The following is a 19954-nucleotide window of genomic DNA, read 5'->3' as shown; positions in this document are numbered from 1 at the left end:
TCCGCCCTTTTTCCGCCTCGCTGGTGGCGTGCGATGTGTGAGTTCGTGCGTGGGTGGGCGCGCTTTGGGTCAGGCTGCGGCGTTGCGGCGGTTGCGCTTGAGGACGAGCAGGGGCAGGCCCATCAGCAGCAGCCAGGCGGCCGAGGGCTCGGGCACGGCAGAGGTCATCACGAACAAGGTCGGCGCGGCCCAGACGCTGTTTTCGCCAAAGTCCACCCGCAAGACGGTTGAGCTGGTGGGGGCAAACGTCGCAAGGTCCTTCAGGGTCGAAGCAACGTCCGTGTAAGACGTCGCGTCGAGGTTGAAGAAGGAAACGAAGTCGATGCCATCGCTGCGCGCGTCGATGGGCCAGGTGTTGATGCCGTTGAGGCCACCTTCGTCCACGCTGACGACGTAGCCCTCGGACAGAGACGTGAGGCCATTGATCGTGAACGACTTGACCGCGCCGTCAAACAGGCCTGACCAGCCTTCGAGAGACGGCGTCTGGATGTCGATCACGTAGTCGATCCGGAAGGTCTTGCCGAGCTCCGCGAACGCGGGGGCGGTGAAGCCGTCGGTGAGCTCGTAGGCCGTGGCCGTGAGGCTCCAGGTCTGGAGCTCGGCTTGCGCGGGTGCGGCGAAGGCGAGCAGGGTGAGTGTTGCCGCGGCAACGGCGGCGCAAGGCTTGATGGCCATGGTGGGCTCCCTCTGGGGTTGTGGTTGTGGGTGCAGGGCGCTTGGCGCGCTGCACGGCAAATTCTCACGCACGGCAGAGGCGGGCGCATGACAGCGGGGCACCGCAATCAGGGGCGGACATGCCCCAAGGGAAGCACACGCGACGCGCCGAGCCTTTTGGGTGGCGCGGGACATTGTGCAATGCACGCCAGTTTCGAAAAACCAGCTCGCCCAAGCTGCTGTTACTCTGCTGCCCGAGCGCAAGAAGTTCGGGTTGGCTTGGCTCGGCCTGCCTCTTGTGTGCATCAGCCTTGCCAACACAAATCCGACATCAGGGGTGCCTCATGAACATTCGCTTGACGCAAGCGCTCTGCGCATTCACCTTGGCCACCGGGGCCGCTCAGGCTTCGACACAAATTTCCATCGACTACCTGCAACCCAGCGGCACCGTCAACGCCGACACGCCGATCGAGGTGTGGGTGAAGGTCAGCGCAGACCGCGCGATCAGCGATGACCTGGGGGCACCGTTTGGCTTCGAGCCGGACGAGCTGCCCACCTTCGCCTGGGTGACCGATGAGTTCGGTGCGCCCACCATCGATGCGTTTGCCGACTACACCGGCTTGCAGATCAGCCGCGGTTACCGCTGCTCGAACTCATGCGACGTGCCCGGGTACACCTTCTCCGCGGCATTCAACCAACCCGAAGGCTACCTGTCCTGGCTCGGCGACACCTTGCGCCCGGGCACCTTCCTGCTGGGCACGTACACGCCAGACGGCTCGCACGCGACGGGCAACATCACGTTTTCAGTCGTGCCCACCCTGGCGTTTCGCGTCTACGGCACATCGCTGAGCGGTGAGGGCCTGGTCGCATCGATTGGCCCCACGGGGGGGGTCTCGCCCTGCGAAGGTTTCGCAGATTCAGGCTGCGGTTTCACGCGCAACGTGTCAGCGGTGCCCGAAGCATCGGCGCTGTCGATGCTGCTGCTGGGCGTGGGAACGCTGGTCGCCGGGCGACTGGCCAGACGTTCCCGCTGAACTCGTTGCGACCCTGGATCAGGCGGCGGCGCTGCGGCGGCCGCGCTGCTGGATGGCCAGCAGCGGCACGCCCGCCAGCAACAGCCAGGCGGCCGAGGGTTCAGGCACGGAGGTCATGACAAACGAGGTCGGACTGGCGTAGATGCTGTAAGCGCCAAAGTCCAATCGCAGCTCGGTGCGGCCCATCGCTGTCTTCGCAGCAAAATCCTTCAGGGCCGAAGCCACGTCCGCGCTGGCGACCCCATCGGGGTGGTTGAAGGAAATGAAGTTGATGCCATCGCTGCGTTTTTTGCTGGGCATGACGTTGATGACGCTGAAGCCATCGCCACCGAGGGTGACGATGTATCCGCCAGCTTGTGACCTGTCACCGTTGATGGTGAACGATTTGACCGCACCGTCGAACGTGCCAGGCCAGGTGTCAAGCGACGGCGTCAGCGTGTCAAACACATAGTCAACGGTGAAGGTCTTGGAAAGTTCCGCGAAGGCCGGGGCGTCGAAGCCCGACTCGACCTGGTAAGACGTGGCCGTGAGACGCCAGGTTTGCAGATCGGCTTGGGCGGGTGCGGAGATGGCTAGCGAAGCGAGTGCCGCTGCGGCAACGGCGAATGCAGGCTTGATGGCCATGGCGGGTTCCCTGTGGTTTGATGGTTGGTGGTTGTGCATGGCACTTTGGGCCATGCACGCCAAATTCTCACCCACGGCGGTGGCAGCTGTGTGACAGCGGGACGTTGAACCGAGGGGCGGATTTGCCCGAGGGGACGCGCGCGCGACGCGCCGAGCTTTTGGGGCTCAGGGCGGCCTCAAGGATGGCTCACAAGGGGCGACCGAGCAGCCTTTCAACCCGCCCGCTCGCATGTGGCCAGCGCAGTGTGAAACCACGCGTCACCTCGCTGATGGGTTCTCGCTCGCGTGTTTGAAGACCTGCCCGATGGAGGTGGCCTCAGGGGCATACCAGGACATGGCCCAACCCGACAAGGAAACGAACACGGCGGTCAAGGCAAAGGGGGCAAGGGTGGACCGCACGGCGCTGGTGAGCCAGTAGCGCCGGTCTTCGGACCTCAGGCGCCTGAAGAGCGCGTAGGCCAGAACGCCGTCCAGCAGCACCTCGGCGAACAGCACCGGCGCGATGTAGACGATGTACAGCGACGCAAAAGCCAGCCCGGCGGCGAGGGCCACGGCGATGGCGATGACCGCCAACGGGATGGCGAACTCCTCCGCCTCACCGATGCTGCCGGCGGCTTCGGCGAGGGCCTTGCCAGCACCATCGTGTGTGGCGTTGGATGTGACCGAAGCGGAGTCAAACGACCCCGTCGCGCCGCCTCCCGCGAAATCACCTCCGCCGCCGCTCGCGCAGTCAGCGGGCGGTGCACAGCCCGAATCCGATGGCCCGAGGCCCGTCAGGTCAGGGATGTCCTGGTAGTCCTGCGCGTTCGTGCGCAGCCACAGCCAGATCAGAAGGAGAAAGAACAGGTACGAGCAGGCCAGCGCCAGCGGGTAACGAACGGCCATGGCGTCCAGTCCCAGGCTCAGCAAGCAGTACGAAGACAGCAGGCCAAACACCCCGGTCAACGAGACCAGGAACAGCATCTGAAGCCGGGGGAAGCCCTGGCGTCTGAGGCGGGACTCCACCCGCGCCAGCGCCTGAGCGCGTGTCACAGGTGGCGAGTGGCGTCTGGTTGTTGTCATGGATGCCCGATCCCTTTTTCAGTGCAGTTCACCCGCCGGGATGCCGACAGCCCCAGAACGGTTGCCAACGGTGCTTACGGACACCATAATGCAACCGTTTGGGTTGCAACCAAAGGTGCACACATGCCCACCTCCCTGACGTTGAAGAACATCCCTGACGCAGTGTACGAGCGGCTGAAAGCCGCCGCAGAACTGAACCGGCGAAGCCTGAACAGCGAAGCGATTGTGTGCCTGGAGTCTGTGCTGCTGCCCAGCCGCGTCGCGCCGAGCGAACGGCTGGCACGGGCGCGTGAACTGCGCGCAAGCTTGCTGCCGGGGCAGTTCACGGCGAAGGACATTGACGCTGCCAAGAAGCAGGGACGCAAGTGATCGTTGTTGACAGCAACATCCTGGCGTACCTGTACTTGCCAGGGGAATTCACCAACGCTGCCGAAGCCCTGCTGGAGCGGGAGCCCGAATGGGCTGCCCCACCCCTGTGGCGAAGCGAGTTCCGCAACATCCTGGCCGGGTACGTTCGACGCGGCATGCTGACCTTTGAGCAAGCATGTGGCTTGCAGGCCGAGGCCGAAGCCCTGATGAACGGATTCGAGTTCGACGTGCATTCGCGTGACGTGCTTGAGTTGGTGCGTGACAGCGAATGCTCAGCCTATGACTGCGAGTTCGTCGCACTGGCAGCCCGGCTGGGAACGAAACTCGTGACGATGGACAAGAAGGTGCTCAAAGCCTTCCCCACGCGCGCTGTTTCTCTGGCGGTCTGACCACCAAGGTGAGCGACCAGCAGCAGGTTCGGCGCCCGAACTGCGCCTCCATGGTCCACCGCATCCGATTCCGCCTCAGCACACAGAACCGCGCATCAAATTGCGCTGTCGATGAGCGGGCGAGTGATGACAAAGACCAAAAGCGCCACAAAAATCGCAAACGCCCCCCACCCGGCCGCGCGCCTCGAAAGCGGATGACGCGTTCGCGCAAGTTGTCAGACTGAGCCAGCAAGCACGCCAAGCGAAATGACCGAGACGCCAAGCAGCACAGCGGCGCAGAGCGTGATGGCCCCCATGTACACGCTCTGCTTGGTGATGGTGGCCCCACTCAGGTAGGCGAGGTAGCTCAACCAACTGCCGCCCAGCGCGGCGCTCGCGGTCAGGGCCAGCCAGTAGGCGACGGGCTTTTTAGCGCAGGCCTGCGTCATGGCGTTTCCTTGCGAGCTGAGAAGGGCCAGAACAAACGTTCGCCTCATGTGCCAGCGATTCTGAGGAGCAGTTCAAGCTGATGGCGGACACCTGATCCTGTTCAAAACTCCGAAAAACGCGGGAGCAAGTCCTGATCAACCAAACGGATCTCGATGGCATTGGCCACCTTCACGTGTTCGGGGTTCTCATCGGAGAACGGCTCATCGGTGACGCTGACCAGGATCGTGCCGACCTGCTTGTCTTGGCCTTGCTCGCCTTGGCCCATGACGGGCACAAGCGCGCGTGCTTCCGGGACTTGCTGGACGGACAGCACGCGGGGAAGGTAGAGCATCCAGCCGACGCCAGGCCGGTCTTTGAAAACAGAATCGTAGAAAGTTGGCTCGACTGAAACGAACAGAGGACGCCAGATTTCAATGAACTTGTTTACCGTGCTCAGGACATTGGCGTGATTGAGGAAGCCTGCGATTTCCGTCTCAAAGTGGACAAGGCTGGGTTCTTTCACTTGCCTGTAAACGCCGCCCATCGTTGCGCCTTCCTGACCTTCCTCGCCATTCCACAGGCCGATTGATCTGGAGACAAACTGCGAACTCTTGTTTCGTTGCTTTTCTCTCAGGACGGCTGAGATTGCACTCGTGGGGCCCATGTCGTCGAACGCCGAATACAGAAGGGCATCCTCTTTGCTGTTGCCGCCCAAAAACCAATCGGTCAGTTTTGGAGACAGCTGGCGCAGGTGCTGACGCAATTCAAAGAAGTTGCGAAGATCATCATCCAATGTGGGTGGGCGGGCCAAGTCGATTTGGTACTGGGCCCGAAACATGATGCTGAGAGGTGGCGTCTGTTTCATGGCAAGTGGTGGTGAGGCACATCGGGCGCAACGGGCACGAGGATTTTCGAGAAGTATCGGTGGCTGATGGGTTCTTGCCAGAACCACTCCAGACGAATCGGTGGCCTTGGCATGGCAGCCGAGCTTTGATCCCCCATTTGTTCGATCATTTCGTCTACGTTGTGGGCCCACCATTTCTTGGGTCGCCCCCACTCATCGAAAAATCTGTCGTACCCGCCCTTTGCTTCTTTGAGCAGGCATTCGGCAGAAACGAATCCGTCGAACTCTCGAGCGTTGAACACCCATTCATCAATGAAGGTCGGCCCATGGGCCATGCCACCGACGCGGGCTTGGTAGTCAACCCAATCTTGTCGCACGGGGAACCTGCGTGTCTTGATCGTTCCCTCATCAGGCGGGCACGCCTCGCACTTCTTGCGCTCCTTCGTGATCGCATCGGTGCGCGCGATGGGCGCGGACTTCGCCTGGTCAGCTTCCTCCTGATGCTTGCGCGCCTGCTCCTTTGCGGCCTCACCCGCCACGCCGGCTGCAACGCCCACGCCCAGCGCAGCCAAGACACGGACGACCACGCCCTCGATCACCGGTACGGCCAGCGACGCCATCAGCGATCTCCCTTGAGCTTGTGTTTCATGACGGCATCGAGGTCATCGAGCCGTTGTTCGGGCGTGGCCCCTGGCTTGCGCAGGTACGGATCGACCAGCGGGTCATCGTGGATGCGCGGAGCGTCTGCGGACAGGTGCATCAGCCGGATGATGTGCGGCGTGCTGGTGAAGCCCGCGCGAGCGGCGTAGTCGAAGGCGTCCTGCATCCTTGTCAGCACCACCTCGCGGCCAGGCTGCTCACGCACCTCGGGGCGCTTGGCCAGGAACCCGTCGCAAACGGCGGCGACGAACTGGCGGGCTTCGCCTTGTTGCAGGGCCTGCCATTGCGCCTCAGTGAGCGTCAGCATCTTGCCTCCCGATCCAAACGCGCTGCCCTTCGTGCAGAAGGTGCCACTCATGGATGTGGCCGAAGAACGCTTCACGCTGCGCACCGTCGAGCGTGCGCGCCAGGTTGACCAGGACGCGCGGGTCCCAGAAGCGAAGCAAGGCGCTGCGGCCATCTGGCAGCTTCGCGTCAAGGCGCAGTTGCAGCAGCTGCCCAAGGCCTTCCAGGTCTTGCGGCGCAATCAGCCAGGTGAGCGACGGCGCATCGCGTTCGAGCGAGGCCAACTCGGCGACCAGGGCCTCACCGGCCAGAGCGGCGTCCACCAGCCAGGGGCCTGCATGAGCCAAGGCTGCGTCTGGCGTGTCGGCGAACAGCGGGAACAGCCCGTTGCCCGGCTGGAAGCGCTTGCAGAAATGGGTCTGGTACTGCACGCCATCGACCAGGGCGTACAGGCGCAGCGTGGGCAGGGTGTTGTGCAGCTGGGCCCACCGAGATTGCACGTCGAGGGCCGTCATGCGCGGATCACGGTGGGGCTGCCGAGGTGGGCCGCCTTGCGCAGGCAGTCCAGGCAGATGCCCGACTGGGTCGATGCAGCGATTGGGGCGGCCGCGCCGGGTGGGCCTGCCTGGGCGCTTGAAGCGGGGTCACCCACAGATGACTGGTTCGACCAGGTCGCCGTGATCTGGCTGGAGATCAGCCGCGCGCCGCAGTCGGTCGAGTCCATGTGGCGGGCGTAGCCCAGGCCACCGCCATCGAACATGTCGTCCGCACCGGTGTTGATGCGGAAGACGCCCTTGCATTTGGGGCAGACCACCATGTCGCCAACTCGGGCCATGGCTTTGCCATGGATGGTGCTGGTCAAGTCGGCGCTGATGACCGTGCCGCCATGGGTGGTCCTGTCGCCCATCACGATGAATGGTCGGCTCACTCTGGAACTCCTGCATTTGTGCGTTTTGGGGCACTCTAGCAGGGCGGGATGGCCAGCGTGGCGATGTCGTCAGGTAAGGGGAGGCAACTTTGTCGGCCAACCGGCAAGGGGCTTCTGAGCGCAGGCATGCGTCATGGCGTTTCCTTGCGGGTGGCGGAGGCTCAAAGCGGTCGCCCGAGCTGCTTTTCAACCTGCTTGCGCTCCCACTCGGCGCCGAAGAAGGGGATGAACTCGAACGTGGCGGCGGCGTGCGCCAGAACGCCAATGCCCCAGCCCAAGGCCGGCCAGAAGAACCACAGCTTGGAAGGGTGCGTCACCAGGTTGATGACCGCCAGCACGGTGATGACCACCAGGTACTGCGCCAGGTGGATGTAGAAACCGCGGATTTTGCGAACCCTCGCGAGGGCGAGTTGTTCGGCTTGCTGGGCCTGGGTGGCGGCTGTTGCGGTGGCGGTGGCTGTGGCTGTTGCGCTCATGTCTGGCTCACTGGTGAGGGTGGTGAAGTCGATCTCGAAGACCGACGCCAGTGATTTGAGGGACTCGGCGCTGGCGGGTTGCCCGTTTTCAATGCGCTGGATCGTGCGCGAGCTGAGCCCGCTCAGTTCAGCGAGTTGCTGTTGCGACCAACCCCGTTGCAGGCGCAGTTTCTGAATGTTCATGGAAGGAGTCCTTGTCATCACGGGGGGGAGGTTGGCGCAATGGGGCGGAAAGCGCCACGACACGGGCACGACAGTGGGGCGACAGCGTCCTGACAGTCAGGCGGCACAGCCATTGGTCGTCATCTGGGCCAGTCGAATCGCTGGCGGCGCGCAGCTCGGTCAGCGGTCGCCGGTTTCAGCAGCAAGCACAAGAGCTGCGGCACATGGGACGCAACAACACGACAGTGCGTAGCGGTATGTCTCTCAGGAAGAGAGTTTTGCACCGGATGGCGTGAGATGCCCAACGTCAAGGCCACGCGGCGCCGGCGCGAAGCACGCAGCGGCCGCCACCACGACCGAGCGCACAACGCAGGATCATGCTCAGGTCATTCGCAGGTTTTGAGTCGCTGAGCTGTGACTGGACCGGCCTGGGTAACTTGCCCGTTGCTGGACAATTGAGACAACCTGATCGAGCAAGCATCTCCGACTTTCACATACGCCGCTTCATAGTCGGCTCCCGGCACCGGCAGAAACTCCAATCCCAGAGCACATGTCGTTTGAGTGTTGTAGCCGGAACGATAGGTGGCCCGCATGGAAAAGGAGAATGGCGTGTTTGCGGGGATGTTTTTCTCGGTATACAAATCTTGCTTGCTGGGCACTTGGCCAGGCATCCCCAAGTTTGTCAGCGCTCCCTTGGGCTGCATCACAGCGAATATGGGCGTGCCCAAGGAGACGTTTCCAATCAGAAGCGCGATGGCCTGAGACTCTGAGCCAATGGTGCCGCTGGCAGCAGATGGGCTGCACCTGTTGGGGTGGAAATTCACGAGGGTGGCCTCAATGCCTTGAACCGACGCAGGATGTTCCGTCACAAAGCGGATCCGCGCAGCGCTGCGCTCGTCAACGGTTGGCTTGTACGGCGATGCGCACCCGGAAATGGCGAGAGTGAATGCCACGAGTATTGGAGTTTTCATGCCGTGTATTCTGTGGTGCCTTGGGAATGACCAAGCGCTTTTTTTGGCGTCAGGCCAAAACCACCTGCTGCCTCACGGCATACAACGCCAACTCCACATCGTTGCGCGTCCCGGTCTTCTCCAGGATCCGCGCCCGATAAGTCGACACCGTGTTCGACGACAGGTTCAACGCCGAAGCAATCTGCCCCACCGACTGCCCCTGCGCCAGCAGCCTGAACACCTGGTTCTCGCGCTGCGACAGCAGCTCATGCGGCGCCTGCTGCGACACCTCGCTCACCGCATTGGCCAGCAAGTCCGCCACCGCAGCCGTCAGGTAACGCCCACCCGAAGCCGCCTTGCGCAGCCCCGCCACGATGTCGTCCGGGTCGGCGCTTTTGTTGAGGTAACCCGCCGCACCGGCCCGGATGCAGCGCACCGCGAACTGGTTGTCCGGGTAGGTGCTCAGCATCAACACCGGCAGCCCCGGGCATTCCGACTGGATCTGCTTGAGCACCTCCAGCCCGTCACGGCCAGGCAACGCGATGTCCAGCAGCACTGCGTCCACGCCATCGCGTGAGGTGCGCAAGCACTGCATCGCCTCGGCCCCGTGCGCGGCTTCGGCCACCACGGTGATGCCTTCGTAGTCGGCCAGCACCTGGCGCAAACCTTCCCGCACGATGCGGTGGTCGTCCACGATCATCACGCGCACGCGCCCCGGCTGCTGCCGGCTCATGCCGCGCGCTCCTGCAGCTGCGTGCGCTCCAGCGGCATGCTCAAGATCACCTGGGTGCCCTGGCCCGGCTCGCTGCTGATCTGCAACCAGCCGCCGTGGTGCCCGGCCCGCTCGCGCATGCCCATCACCCCGAAGGCGTCGGCGCGCTCGAACGCGCTGGGCGGCGCGCCCCGGCCGTTGTCCTTGACCAGCAAGGTGAGGTCGCCCGGCGTGGCCCGCACCCGGATGGTGACCTCGCTGGCGCGCGCGTGGCGGGCCACGTTGCTCAGCATCTCCTGGAAGATGCGGAAGATGGCGGTGGCCTGATCGCCCTCGGGCGCCGGCAGGTTGGGCGCGATGTCGATCGACCAGTGGCATTGCCACTCGCCGTTGTCGATGAAGTCCTGCACCTGCCAGGCCAGCGTGGCCCACAGGCCCTGGTGGTCGAGGATGGAGGGGCGCAGGTCGGTGATGATGCGGCCCACGTTCTCCACCGCGTTGTCGATCAGGCCGCGCATGCCGTGGCACTTGCAGCGCAGCGCGGGCTCGTCGGCCACGCGCTTTTCCAGCCAGCTCACGTCCATCTTCAGGCCCACCAGCAGGCTGCCCAGCTCGTCGTGGATCTCGCGGGCGATGCGGGTGCGCTCGTCTTCGCGCACGTGTTCGAGGTGGGCCTGCAGGTCGCGCAGTTGGGCCAGGGCCTGGCTCAGGGCCTGGGTGCGTTCGGCCACGCGGCGCTCGAGTTGTTCGCGGGCTTGCAGCAGCTGTTGCTCTTGCTGCTTGCGCTCGCCAATGTCGACAAACGTGACCACCGCGCCCAGCACCTCGCCCGCGTCCAGGATGGGGTAGGAGGTGTACTCGACCGCCATGGGCGTGCCGTCACGGCGCCACAGCACCTCGCTGTCGATGCGGCAGGGCACCCCGGCGCGGAAGGCCCGAAAGATCGGGCAATCGTCCACCGGGTAATGCGCGCCATCCGCGTGGTGGTGGTGCGTGAGCTCGTGCATGTTGCGGCCCAGCACCTCGTCGGCGGTGTAGCCCAGCATGCGCGCGGCCGCCGGGTTGATGAAGCTGCAACGGCCCTCGGTGTCCACGCCGTAGATGCCTTCGCCGGTGGCGTCGAGCAGCAGGCTCAGCCGGTCGCGCCAGACGGCGGCGGCACGGGCCGCCTGGGGGGCGGGCTCGGCGAGCAGGGCGTCAGCGGGCAGCGATGCGGGGTGGGACATGGTCCACGCCCAGTTTGCAAGGGGCGTGCCACGACCAGGACGCCAGCCACCCGGGTTTGCCCGTGGCCTTTGTCAGGCCCGTGTCAAACCTGGCTCAGCGTTGGTAGGCGCGCTGCAGCGCCGCCGCCAGCTGGCGGTGCGCGTCGGCCGCTTCGGGGATGAAGCGGCCCAGGTTGATGAAGTCGTGGATGACGCCGGGCCAGACGGTGAGCTCGGCCGGCACGCCCGCGTCCTGCAGCTTTTGCGCGTAGAGCTTGCCCTCGTCGGTCAGCGGGTCGCACTCGGCCAGGCCGATCCAGGCCGGGGCCACGCCCGCGTGCGCCGGGGCGTGCAGGGGCTCGCGGTGCCAGCGTTCGCGCAGCACGCCGCCACGCGCGTTCGTCTCGAACCAGTGCATCAGGTCCCACGACAGCAGGGTGTTGGCCGAGTAGGTCAGCAGCGAGTTCGTCTTCATGCCCAGCTGCACCGAGGGGTAGAACAGGGCTTGCAACACCAGGGGGATGCCAGCGTCGCGCGCCAGCAGGGCCGTGACCGCCGCCAGGGTGCCACCCGCGCTGTCACCGCCCACGGCGATGCGGCTGGTGTCCAGGCCCTTGCTGCGGCCGTGCTCGGCCAGCCATTGCAGCGCCGCGAAGCTGTCGTCCAGGCCGGCGGGGAAGCGGTGTTCGGGCGCCAGGCGGTAGTCGATGGCCAGCACGGCACCGCCAGAGTGCTGCGCCAGCACGGTGCACATGGACTCGCAGGTTTCGATGCCACCGATGACGAAGCCACCACCGTGCAGGTACAGCAACACCGGCAGGTCGGGCTCGGTGCTGGGGGCCCACAGGCGGGCACGCAGTTCGCCGGCCGGCCCCGGGATGGTGAAGTCTTCGACCCGGGCCATGGGCAGCGGTGGCGCGGTGGTGGCGCCCACCCCGATCTTGTAGGACTGGCGGGCCTGTTCGATGGGCTGGGTGTGGATGGGCGGAAAGCCCGCCCGCTTGACGTTGTCCATCAAGGCCTGCACGGCCGGGGTGAAGGGGCTGCGGGGTGTCTCGCTCATGGTTCTGGTCTTTCTTGACTGCGGGGCCCGATCGGGGCACTTCGGAACAGATCAGGGGGCCGTGATCCGGATCTCCAGCTGCTCCGAGCGGCTTTCGTCCAGGCTCCGGGTGGACAGCGTACCGGATTGCGCGCGAGCGTTTTGCCCGCCGTTGCGCGCCACCACCGTCCACTCGCCCAGGGGCACGCTGACGGTGCTGCCGACCTCGGTGCGGCGGACCTGGCCGTCCGGGTCCACGCGGCCCGAGTAGGCACCGCCAGGCTGGGCCGGCTCGCTGGAGCGGGCTTCGAGCTCGACCGTCACCGGCGCGCGGCCGCCCGGCCAGCGCGGGGTCACGATCAGGCCCTGGCCCAGGTCGATCCAGGTGGTTTGCGGCACGACCTGCACGGGGCTGTTGCCCGAGCCTTCCAGCGGCCCGTACGAGGTCCAGCCACCGCTGCCGCCACCGACTTGACCCGGCGCCCAGGCCCACTGCCAGGTCGTCACCGGCTGGCTGCTGCCAAAGAACAGTCGCGCTCGTCCGCCATTGAGCACCGTCACCTGCTGCACCGAGTTGCCGCTGGATTCGGTCTGCGTGGTGCCATAGGTGACGCCGGCCTGGCCGATCACACCCCGGCGGCTGTCGATGATGACGCGGCCCGTCTGGATGCCGCCCTGGCGCAATTGGCTGCTGCCCTGGCCGGCCATGCGCCACTCCACGAGCAGGTTGCGCGCGGGCAGGTCGCCGGGGCCGGCGAGGGCGGGCTGCAGGCCGGCGCACAGCAGCAAGCCGGTTGCGGCCAGCAGGCGTCGTCGGCGCATGCCCGTGGCGGGCAAAGCGGTGGACAAAGGGGCGGGCACGGCTTCAAACGGGCGCATGGTCAGGTCTCCAGTGGGGTCATGACATCACGAGCAGGAACGCGATCGCAAGATGTGAAACGCGCAACAAAGCCGCCGAGCGTGCTCATTTCCACATGTCAACAAATTCTCGGATGCGAGATGCTCATGTCACGGCCTCAAGTGCCGAAAAGTGTTCAATCTGCCACGTCAGCCGCTGTCTGCATGGGTTGGGGTGGTGATTCAATGGTTCCCCGAGCGATGGAGGCGGGTCACATGCAACTCGAAGCCCTTTTCAAACAACCCCAGGCCCTGCCCGCGATCCCCAAGATCGTGCACGAGCTGATCGACAGCTTCAACAACCAGGACGTGTCCATCGACGAGATCGCCAAGAAACTGGCGGCGGACCCGGTGCTCTCGGCCCGCTTGTTGCGCCTGGCGAACTCGGCCTACTACCACGTCTCGCGCACCATCGGCACCGTCAACGAGGCGCTGTCGATGCTGGGCTTCGTGACCGTGCGCACCCTGGTCATCAGCTCTGGTCTGACCGGTGGCTACAAGGCCATGCCCGGCATGGACCTGAACAAGTTCTGGCGCTACAGCCTGCACACCGCTGCGGTGGCCGGCTGGCTGGCCAAGAAGACCGGCGTCAACGGCGACCAGGCCTTCACCGTGGCGCTGATGCACGGCATCGGCCAGCTGGTGATGCACGCCGGCATGCCCGAGCAGATGCTGGCGCTGGACAAGCAGGCTTCGCCGCAGGACTGCCGCCGCCTGGACATGGAACACCAGTCCTTTGGCTACAACTTCGCCACCGTGGGTGCCGAGCTGTCGCGCCAATGGCGCTTCCCGCTGAGCTTTGCCGACGCCATCTCGCAGTTCCCGGACCCGCTGGCCGCGCCCACCTTCAACCCGGTTGCCGGCGTGATCCACCTGGCTGCCTGGCGCGCCCGTGCCGAGCACAACGGCCTCAAGCCCGACGAGATGGAAGCCACCCTGCCCAAGGACGTGGTCAAGAAGCTGGGCCTGAACGCCGACACCCTGCTGACCGACATGCCGCCGCTGTCGGAGTTGTCTGAAGGCCTGGAAGCGCTGCTGAGCTGATCGCTGCGCAGGCACCGCCGTCGGTCCTCAGATCGACAGCGGGTCCACGTCCACCGCCCAGCGGACCAGTCCGCTGCGGCGGTGTTGTTGCGCCAGGGCCAGCCAGATGGACTGCGCCTCGGTGAGCAAACGCTGCAGCGCGGGCCGCTGCGGCGACTCCATCATCATCTGCGCGCGTTCGATGTCGGCCACGCGCTGCACCGGCGTGGGCACGCTCGGGTAGAGGGTCACCCCACCCGAGATCTCGCTCACGGCTTCGGCTGCCGCGCGAAGGAATGCGTTGGCGGCGTCCTGCGTTTTCGCCTCGGCGCGCAACAGGGCCAGGCTGGCATAAGGCGGCAGGCCCGCCGACTGGCGCTCTTGCAGCTGCCGCGTGGCAAAGGCTTCGTAGTCGTACTCGCGCAGGGCCTGGTAGAGCGGGTGCAGCGGGTGCCAGGTCTGCACCCACATCTCGCTGTGGCCGGCCACGTCGGCATCGCGTCCGGCGCGGCCTGCGGCCTGCAGCAGCAGCGCGAACTGGCGCTCGGCGGCGCGGAAGTCGCTGGCGAACAAGGCTGCATCGGGGTTGACGGCCGCCACCAGCGTGATGCGCCGGAAGTCGTGCCCCTTGGCCACCATCTGCGTGCCCACCAGCACGTCCACATCGCCCGCGTGCACGCTGGCGAGTTGCTCTTCGAGCGCGCCCTTGTGCTTGGTCACATCGGCGTCGATGCGGCCCACGCGCGCGCCGGGCAGGGCCTCGGCGAGCTGCTCTTCCAGGCGCTCGGTGCCCCGGCCCACAGGCTGGATGTCCTGGTTGCCACAGTCGGGGCAGGCGCGCGGCACGCGCTCTGTGAAGCCGCAGTGGTGGCAGCGCAGGGTGCGGTCGACCTTGTGGAACACGCGCCAGGCACTGCAGTGCGGGCAGCCGCTTTGCCAGCCGCAATCACCACACTGCAGCACCGGGGCGTAGCCGCGCCGGTTGAGCAGCACCAGGCTTTGCTCGCCGCGTTCGACGCGCTCGGTGATGGCGGCCAGCAAGGGCGCTGACAGCGGTGGGGCCGACTCGCCCCGGCCCGGCTTGGGCGCGCGTGACATGTCGATGAGCCGCACCTTGGGCATCGCCCCGCCGCCGATGCGCTCGGGCATGGCCAGACGCAGGTAGCGGCCGGTGCCGCCTTCGCTGGCGGGCAGGGCGTTGAACCAGGTCTCCAGGCTGGGCGTGGCCGAGCCCAGCAGCACCGGCACGCCTTCGAGCCGGCCGCGGTAGACGGCCAGGTCGCGCGCGGAGTAGCGGGCGCCGTCTTGCTGCTTGTAGCTGGGGTCGTGCTCCTCATCGACCACGATGAGCCCCGGGCGGGGCAGCGGCGTGAACACCGACAGGCGCGTGCCCAACACCACGTCGGCCTGGCCGCGCAGCGCCATGAGCCAGTTGCGCAGGCGCTGGGCGGGCGTCAGGCCGCTGTGCAGCGAGACGATGCGCCGGCCTGCAAAACGCGCGGCCACGCGGGCTTCGAGCTGGGGGGTGAGGTTGATCTCGGGCACCATCATCAGCACCTGGCGGCCGGCGTCGAGCACGCGTTGGGCCTCGCGCAGGTAGACCTCGGTCTTGCCGCTGCCGGTGCTGCCCCACAGCAAGCTGGGCTGGGGGGGCGATGCAGCCAGGCGGGCCAGGGCATCGGCCTGTTGGGCGCTGAGCTCGGGCAGGGCGCTGGGGTCGGTGGCGGTTGGTCCTGGCTCGGCGCTTGAACTCGCCACCGAGGCCCCGCCCTCACCGGCAGGTGGACACGCCACCCTGGACGCCTCGGCCAGCTCAGCCGCCACGGCCTTGTCCAGCCGCTTGAGCCGGCGCGCCAGCTGCACCTGGTCGAGCTGGCGCAGCTCGGGCGGCAGCACCATCAGCGCCATCTCACCCAGGCTGCGCTGGTAGTAGCTGGCCGCAAAAGCCACCAGCTTGCGCCAGGCCTGGGGCAAGGGCGGCAAGGCGTCAAAGGTTTCGAGCACGGCCTTGAGCGACTCGGGGGCCAGTTGAGCGGCGCCTTCATCGGCGCCTTCGGCCAGGTCCCACACCACCCCGGTGACCACGCGCCGACCCAGGGGCACCCTCACGAGGGCGCCTGCGGGCAGGGCTTGGGGGTGCAAGTAGTCGAGCGCGCCCCACAGGCCGCTGTGCTGGGGCGCCTCGACCACGACCCCGACGCGGCAAGGCGCCTCGGGCGCGGTCGGAACAGGTGCGTGCATGGCGGGGATGTGTGTCAGGCAGATTCTGACAGAGGCATGAAGACGACCCGCCAAGTGCTTGATTTTCCTGGGGGACACCCTTATCCACGCGGACTGTGGATAACTTTGTGGGAAAGCTTTGCAGACGCGCGCTAAGTGCTTGTCACACCGACGTTTGGGTCAGTTTGCCTCAGAATGAGGCATCGCCGAGCAGGCTTGAAGAATCAAAGACTTAGCGCAGCCCTGCGGACCTTTGTGCGCTTTTGGGGGCCCGCCCCAGTGCGGTGCGCTCGCGAAGCGCCTGATGGGGATAAGTGAGTCGCGAGCGATCAAAACCAAGGGTATGCCCTAGTTGCTCGAAATCTGACACGCTTTGTCTCCCTCTGTGAGCTTTGTCACAGCAGGCGCGCCACGCGAAATCCCGACGGCCGCCATCGGTCAAGGAACAAGTTGCGACGCCCTGCCCCCCGGCCACGGTCCACCTCACTTAGGGGGCAAAGCCGATGCGACGCGCCAAGAGTGGCCTGTAAGTGCTTGATTCATGGGCATGGCGGTCGAATCCACAGCCTGTGGATAACTTTGTGAGCAAAAACGGGGAGAACCGGTGTCCGCTTCGCACACCCCAGGCTTTCCCCAGGTTGTCGCTGACTTGCGTCAAAGAGATTTTCATCAATCAAATCAACCACTTGTCACGTTGACACAGGGCATGCAGGGCATTTGGCGCGATGGGGAAATTCAGCAAATCAGCATGCTGCGTTTTGGGGATAAGTGCTGGGGCCCAAGCACGGTTTTCGCTCGCTCGTGATTCGAAATGGTGAATTCGCGGGCGCATCACGCACCGACCTGTCCCGCCGCCTGCTGTGCACGCCTGTGCCCCTGCGAGCAAGGGGTGACTCGGTGCTGGGTCATGCGCGTCAACAGGCTGACTCTCGGGTTATGCTTTGCGGGTGTCACCGCGCGGGTCGCCTGCTGACGTGCCCGGGAGCACCATCCACAACCCAACACCCTAGTGAGACAAAAGATGAGCTTCTCGATCGAATCCAAACTCGGCGACCTGCTGGACAACGAAACCACCAAGGCCATCCTGGAAAAGCACCTGCCCGGCATCTCCACCCACCCGCAAATCGGCATGGGCAAGGGTTTCGCCCTGTCGATGGTGGCCAAGTTCTCCGGTGGCCTGATCACCGACGACCTGCTGCAAAAGGTTGACGCAGAGCTCAAGACCCTGGGCTGATCGCCCTGCATGGGTGAGCGCCTGGTGCGCTCCCTTCGGTCACAAAAAAGCCTCCGAGAGTCTCAGGACCCGGGAGGCTTTTTCTTTGGGTGCTCGGCTCAGCACCCCGGGGCAGCAGGCGCCCCGTCAGCGGATCACCAGTTTTCGGTGGGCTGACCGCAGTCGGAGCTGGCCGGCGCCACGTCGCAGCGGATGCGCTTGATGATCTTCAGGCCCTTCTTGTCGTAGAAGCCCTTCTCGGCCATGTCGATGCGGCCGTCGCGCATCAGGTTGACGTAGCGCTCGGCGTCCTCGGGAGACGGGTCCATCCAGAACTTGGCAGGGATGGTGGCGTCGGCACGCTTGATGAGCTCGACCACGGTGTCGAAGCGGCTGGTCCAGGCGTCACGCGACTTCTGCCCGTAGCCATCGGGGAACTTGTCGCGCTTGAAGATCATCTGGTAGGTCAGGATGGTCATGGGGAAGCGGTGCACCGCCCCCTTGCTGCCCATGCCCTTGTGCAGCTCCAGCGGCTTGAAGGCGATGGACGGCGCCATGACCACGTCCACGTTGCCGTTGTTGAACATGGTGCCGAAGTTGGTCACGTCGGCCGCCACCGGGCGAGCACCGACGCGCGAGATCAGCTGGGCCTGGGCCTTGTCGTGGTCGAAGGCGGCCACGCGCTTGCCGCTGGAGGCTTCGAGGTTGGAGATGGCGCGGTCGTTGACGAAGGCGTAGGCAGCGCCCAGCGGGACGATGCCACCGACTTCGAAGTTGCCGTTGACCATCAGGGCGGCGGCCTTGGGGCTGCTGAAGGTCTGCACGGTCTTGCGCACGACCTCGATGCTGCCGGCCATGTCGAGCTTGCCGCTGCGCACGATGGTGGAGGCACCGACCGAGTCGAGGGCGGCGGTCAGCGGGTTGAACTGGCGGGTGCGCAAGGCGGTGGCCATCACGGCGTCGCACTGGCCGGTGCGAAAGTCTTCCACTGCCACGCGCTCGTCGATGTAGGCCTTGAGCTCGAGGTCGGCGCCGGCCTTCTGCATCTCGAGGGCGTAGTCTTTGGCGGCATTGAAGCCATCACCCGCGGTGCCGAGGATGTCGAACACACAGACTTTTTGCTTGGCAGCCTGGGCGGCGGGAGCCAGGCCCAGGGTGGCGGTCAGGACAGCCAGGGAGCACAGGCTCAGGGCACGGCTCGGGTTAAAAACGGTTGGTTGCAAGGTGGTCTCCGCTCGGGTTGCGCTGCGGGTGAATCCAGGGTCACCCGCGAAAGCGGCAAGCATAGGCGGGGTGAGCGCCTTGAGGGACCACCCTCGGGTGGAAACCCCAACCCGCATCTGAAGGCCAGACGTAACAAAAACTCAGATCCAGCCCACGCAGCGCGGTGAGCCGCAGGCGCAACGCAGGCGCCCGGCATGGTGGGTCGGGCCGTAGCGGGCCGTGAGTTCTTCGCCCTCGGCGATGTCGCGGATGGCGTAGAAGGCCACCCGGCCCTGCTGGACCTTCAGGACCATGTTGGGCTCGCAAGCGTGGTTGGCATGGCGCAGCGGGTCGCTGGAGGCCGAGGCGTCCACGGCCCGCTTGTCGGAGATGGCGACCATGAAGATGCGCCCGGTGGTGCGCTCGGCCAGCCTGGCGCGGCGGCGGGCTTCGGCCAGCTCGATGAACTCGCCGCGGATTTCGCCGATCTTGGCGCGCTCGGGGATGGCTTCGCCCGCGAAGGCACCCAGGCCGTCGATGCGACTGGGGCCCACGTTGACGCGGTGCTTTTGCGGGTTGGCAGGCTGGCGGGGCGCAGGCGTGGGCGCCTGCGGCGAATGCAGGGCGGCGGCATCAGCCGGCTCGGCTGGCGTGACCGGGGATGAAGCGGGGGTGGCCGGGCGGCCAGGTCGGGCGTGCAAAGAGGGCATGGCCCTCAATCATGCGTCCATTCGAGGATCTGCCAACGGCTGGTGACCCCGGCGATCGTGACATCGGCCTCGTTGCTGGTGCGCCAGCGCTGCATCGCGCAGGGCAGTGCGAGCCCCTCGCGCGCCGGCAGGCTCGAGCGTTCGATGCGCCAGGTGTCGCCGTCCCAACACCCGAAGCTGACCTCCAGGTCGAGCCAGGCCAGCGCGTGCTCGGGCTGGGCCAGCATCACGTCGACCAGGCCAAGCCCGGGGTTCAGCCCACGCGGCCAGGGACGGCGGCGGTCGCGCACCAGACACAGGTGCACGCCCGCCAGCAGCAGCAGGCGCCCGTCGGGCTGGCCTTGTTCATCGACCCCCGACAGCACGCGAAACACACCCACCGAGTCGGGCAGGCGCTGCCAGGTTTCGGTGACCTCGTTGTGCTGGTCGATGCGCACCATGCGGTCGGGCGCGTCGAAAACGACCCAGGCGGTGTCGGGCGTCAGCGCAGGGGGCTGGTAGTCGATGCGGCGCAGCCAGGAGCACAGCTCGCCTTGCGGGTGAAGGTCGACCCGGGTGCAGCCAGCGAAGGCGCTTTGATGGGTCAGGGCCGCCAGTTGCTGCGGCCCGAGCGCAGACAGCGGCGCCGACACGCGTCCCGCCATGGCCTCGTCGGGGACACGGAGATCGGCATGCCAGAGGCTGGTCTGGAGCCAGCGTGCCCAAGTCGGGGAAGCGGGGGGCTGCGAGGCGTCCGCCTGGTGGGCGGTCGACTGCAGCCAGGTCCGCATCCAGACGCCGCGGTAATCGGTCGGCACGCGGACCGATGGCGGCATGGCGAACGGTTGATGCATGGGTGCAGGAACGTTCTGCGCACTTTACACACTGGGCAGCGATCAACGCGA

Annotated in this window: 24 protein-coding genes; 5 read left to right on the top strand and 19 right to left on the bottom strand. The window is 65.9% G+C overall.

Annotated elements, in window-relative coordinates; genetic code table 11:
- Positions 1–69: 69 nt before the first annotated feature.
- Positions 70–675, bottom strand: a complete 606-nt coding sequence (locus ABG80_RS07980; RefSeq protein WP_058087201.1) for a PEP-CTERM sorting domain-containing protein — start codon at positions 673–675, stop codon at positions 70–72.
- A gap of 323 nt (positions 676–998) precedes the next feature.
- Between ABG80_RS07980 and ABG80_RS07975 the strand changes: the two genes are divergently transcribed.
- Positions 999–1688, top strand: coding sequence for a PEP-CTERM sorting domain-containing protein (locus ABG80_RS07975; RefSeq protein ID WP_058087200.1), 690 nt, complete (start codon positions 999–1001; stop codon positions 1686–1688).
- Positions 1689–1706: 18 nt separating this feature from the next.
- Here ABG80_RS07975 and ABG80_RS07970 read toward each other — a convergent pair whose 3' ends face one another.
- Positions 1707–2312: a hypothetical protein gene (locus ABG80_RS07970; RefSeq protein WP_058087199.1), complete on the bottom strand. Its 606-nt coding sequence runs from the start codon at positions 2310–2312 to the stop codon at positions 1707–1709.
- Positions 2313–2570: 258 nt separating this feature from the next.
- Complete coding sequence (locus ABG80_RS07965; RefSeq protein WP_235513785.1) at positions 2571–3374, bottom strand: hypothetical protein; 804 nt, start codon at positions 3372–3374, stop codon at positions 2571–2573.
- A 123-nt stretch (positions 3375–3497) separates the two neighbouring features.
- On the opposite strand from ABG80_RS07965, the gene ABG80_RS07960 reads away from it, so the two are divergent.
- Both ABG80_RS07960 and ABG80_RS07955 read left to right on the top strand, forming a co-directional pair.
- Entirely contained in the window at positions 3498–3743 is a 246-nt protein-coding gene (locus ABG80_RS07960) for a FitA-like ribbon-helix-helix domain-containing protein (protein ID WP_058087197.1), read from the top strand.
- Positions 3740–4132: a type II toxin-antitoxin system VapC family toxin gene (locus tag ABG80_RS07955; RefSeq protein ID WP_058087196.1), complete on the top strand. Its 393-nt coding sequence runs from the start codon at positions 3740–3742 to the stop codon at positions 4130–4132. The genes ABG80_RS07960 and ABG80_RS07955 overlap by 4 nt, the downstream gene beginning before the upstream one ends.
- A 215-nt stretch (positions 4133–4347) precedes the next feature.
- Here ABG80_RS07955 and ABG80_RS07950 read toward each other — a convergent pair whose 3' ends face one another.
- From ABG80_RS07950 to ABG80_RS07900, 12 genes are all read right to left on the bottom strand, one after another.
- Positions 4348–4560, bottom strand: a complete 213-nt coding sequence (locus ABG80_RS07950) for a hypothetical protein (protein WP_152987523.1) — start codon at positions 4558–4560, stop codon at positions 4348–4350.
- Positions 4561–4661: 101 nt separating this feature from the next.
- Positions 4662–5405, bottom strand: coding sequence for an immunity 52 family protein (locus ABG80_RS07945; RefSeq protein ID WP_083505921.1), 744 nt, complete (start codon positions 5403–5405; stop codon positions 4662–4664).
- Positions 5402–6004 (bottom strand): Tox-REase-5 domain-containing protein, encoded by a 603-nt coding sequence (locus tag ABG80_RS07940; protein WP_058087193.1) that lies wholly within the window; start codon positions 6002–6004, stop codon positions 5402–5404. Before ABG80_RS07940 ends, ABG80_RS07945 begins: the two co-directional genes overlap by 4 nt.
- Complete coding sequence (locus tag ABG80_RS07935; protein WP_058087192.1) at positions 6004–6351, bottom strand: hypothetical protein; 348 nt, start codon at positions 6349–6351, stop codon at positions 6004–6006. Before ABG80_RS07935 ends, ABG80_RS07940 begins: the two co-directional genes overlap by 1 nt.
- A complete protein-coding gene (locus ABG80_RS07930) occupies positions 6335–6844 on the bottom strand; it encodes a DUF4123 domain-containing protein (RefSeq protein WP_058087191.1) in 510 nt (169 codons plus the stop codon). Before ABG80_RS07930 ends, ABG80_RS07935 begins: the two co-directional genes overlap by 17 nt.
- Complete coding sequence (locus ABG80_RS07925; RefSeq protein WP_200964285.1) at positions 6841–7257, bottom strand: PAAR domain-containing protein; 417 nt, start codon at positions 7255–7257, stop codon at positions 6841–6843. Before ABG80_RS07925 ends, ABG80_RS07930 begins: the two co-directional genes overlap by 4 nt.
- 161 nt (positions 7258–7418) lie before the next feature.
- Positions 7419–7916 carry a helix-turn-helix domain-containing protein gene (locus tag ABG80_RS07920; protein WP_058087189.1) on the bottom strand — a complete coding sequence of 166 codons (498 nt, stop codon included), beginning with the start codon at positions 7914–7916 and terminating at the stop codon, positions 7419–7421.
- A gap of 365 nt (positions 7917–8281) precedes the next feature.
- Positions 8282–8866 carry a hypothetical protein gene (locus ABG80_RS21905; RefSeq protein ID WP_152987522.1) on the bottom strand — a complete coding sequence of 195 codons (585 nt, stop codon included), beginning with the start codon at positions 8864–8866 and terminating at the stop codon, positions 8282–8284.
- 49 nt (positions 8867–8915) lie between these two features.
- Entirely contained in the window at positions 8916–9578 is a 663-nt protein-coding gene (locus ABG80_RS07915; protein ID WP_058087188.1) for a response regulator, read from the bottom strand.
- Positions 9575–10783 (bottom strand): sensor histidine kinase, encoded by a 1209-nt coding sequence (locus tag ABG80_RS07910; RefSeq protein ID WP_058087187.1) that lies wholly within the window; start codon positions 10781–10783, stop codon positions 9575–9577. The genes ABG80_RS07915 and ABG80_RS07910 overlap by 4 nt, the downstream gene beginning before the upstream one ends.
- Positions 10784–10877: 94 nt before the next feature.
- Positions 10878–11825, bottom strand: a complete 948-nt coding sequence (locus tag ABG80_RS07905; protein ID WP_058087186.1) for an alpha/beta hydrolase — start codon at positions 11823–11825, stop codon at positions 10878–10880.
- Between the two features lie 51 nt (positions 11826–11876).
- Positions 11877–12683 (bottom strand): hypothetical protein, encoded by an 807-nt coding sequence (locus tag ABG80_RS07900; protein WP_058087185.1) that lies wholly within the window; start codon positions 12681–12683, stop codon positions 11877–11879.
- A gap of 234 nt (positions 12684–12917) precedes the next feature.
- Here ABG80_RS07900 and ABG80_RS07895 point away from each other — a divergent pair, with 234 nt between their 5' ends.
- On the top strand, positions 12918–13745 hold the full coding sequence (locus ABG80_RS07895) for an HDOD domain-containing protein (protein WP_058087220.1): 828 nt from the start codon (positions 12918–12920) through the stop codon (positions 13743–13745).
- A gap of 27 nt (positions 13746–13772) precedes the next feature.
- Here ABG80_RS07895 and priA read toward each other — a convergent pair whose 3' ends face one another.
- Positions 13773–15965 carry a replication restart helicase PriA gene (gene priA, locus ABG80_RS07890; RefSeq protein WP_058087184.1) on the bottom strand — a complete coding sequence of 731 codons (2193 nt, stop codon included), beginning with the start codon at positions 15963–15965 and terminating at the stop codon, positions 13773–13775.
- 1000 nt (positions 15966–16965) lie between these two features.
- Between priA and ABG80_RS07885 the strand changes: the two genes are divergently transcribed.
- On the top strand, positions 16966–17178 hold the full coding sequence (locus ABG80_RS07885; RefSeq protein WP_058087183.1) for a hypothetical protein: 213 nt from the start codon (positions 16966–16968) through the stop codon (positions 17176–17178).
- Between the two features lie 134 nt (positions 17179–17312).
- On the opposite strand, the gene ABG80_RS07880 is transcribed toward ABG80_RS07885, so the two are convergent.
- The 3 genes from ABG80_RS07880 to ABG80_RS07870 form a co-directional block, all read right to left on the bottom strand.
- On the bottom strand, positions 17313–18380 hold the full coding sequence (locus ABG80_RS07880; RefSeq protein ID WP_235513784.1) for a putative solute-binding protein: 1068 nt from the start codon (positions 18378–18380) through the stop codon (positions 17313–17315).
- A 141-nt stretch (positions 18381–18521) separates the two neighbouring features.
- Complete coding sequence (locus tag ABG80_RS07875; protein WP_200964284.1) at positions 18522–19070, bottom strand: SET domain-containing protein; 549 nt, start codon at positions 19068–19070, stop codon at positions 18522–18524.
- 5 nt (positions 19071–19075) lie between these two features.
- Positions 19076–19903 (bottom strand): hypothetical protein, encoded by an 828-nt coding sequence (locus ABG80_RS07870; protein WP_152987521.1) that lies wholly within the window; start codon positions 19901–19903, stop codon positions 19076–19078.
- Between the last annotated feature and the right edge of the window lie 51 nt (positions 19904–19954).

The sequence above is a fragment of the Aquabacterium parvum genome, from assembly GCF_001447195.1.
GTDB classification, from domain to species: Bacteria; Pseudomonadota; Gammaproteobacteria; order Burkholderiales; family Burkholderiaceae_C; genus Aquabacterium; species Aquabacterium parvum.
This window is presented reverse-complemented; position numbering and strand designations above follow the sequence as displayed.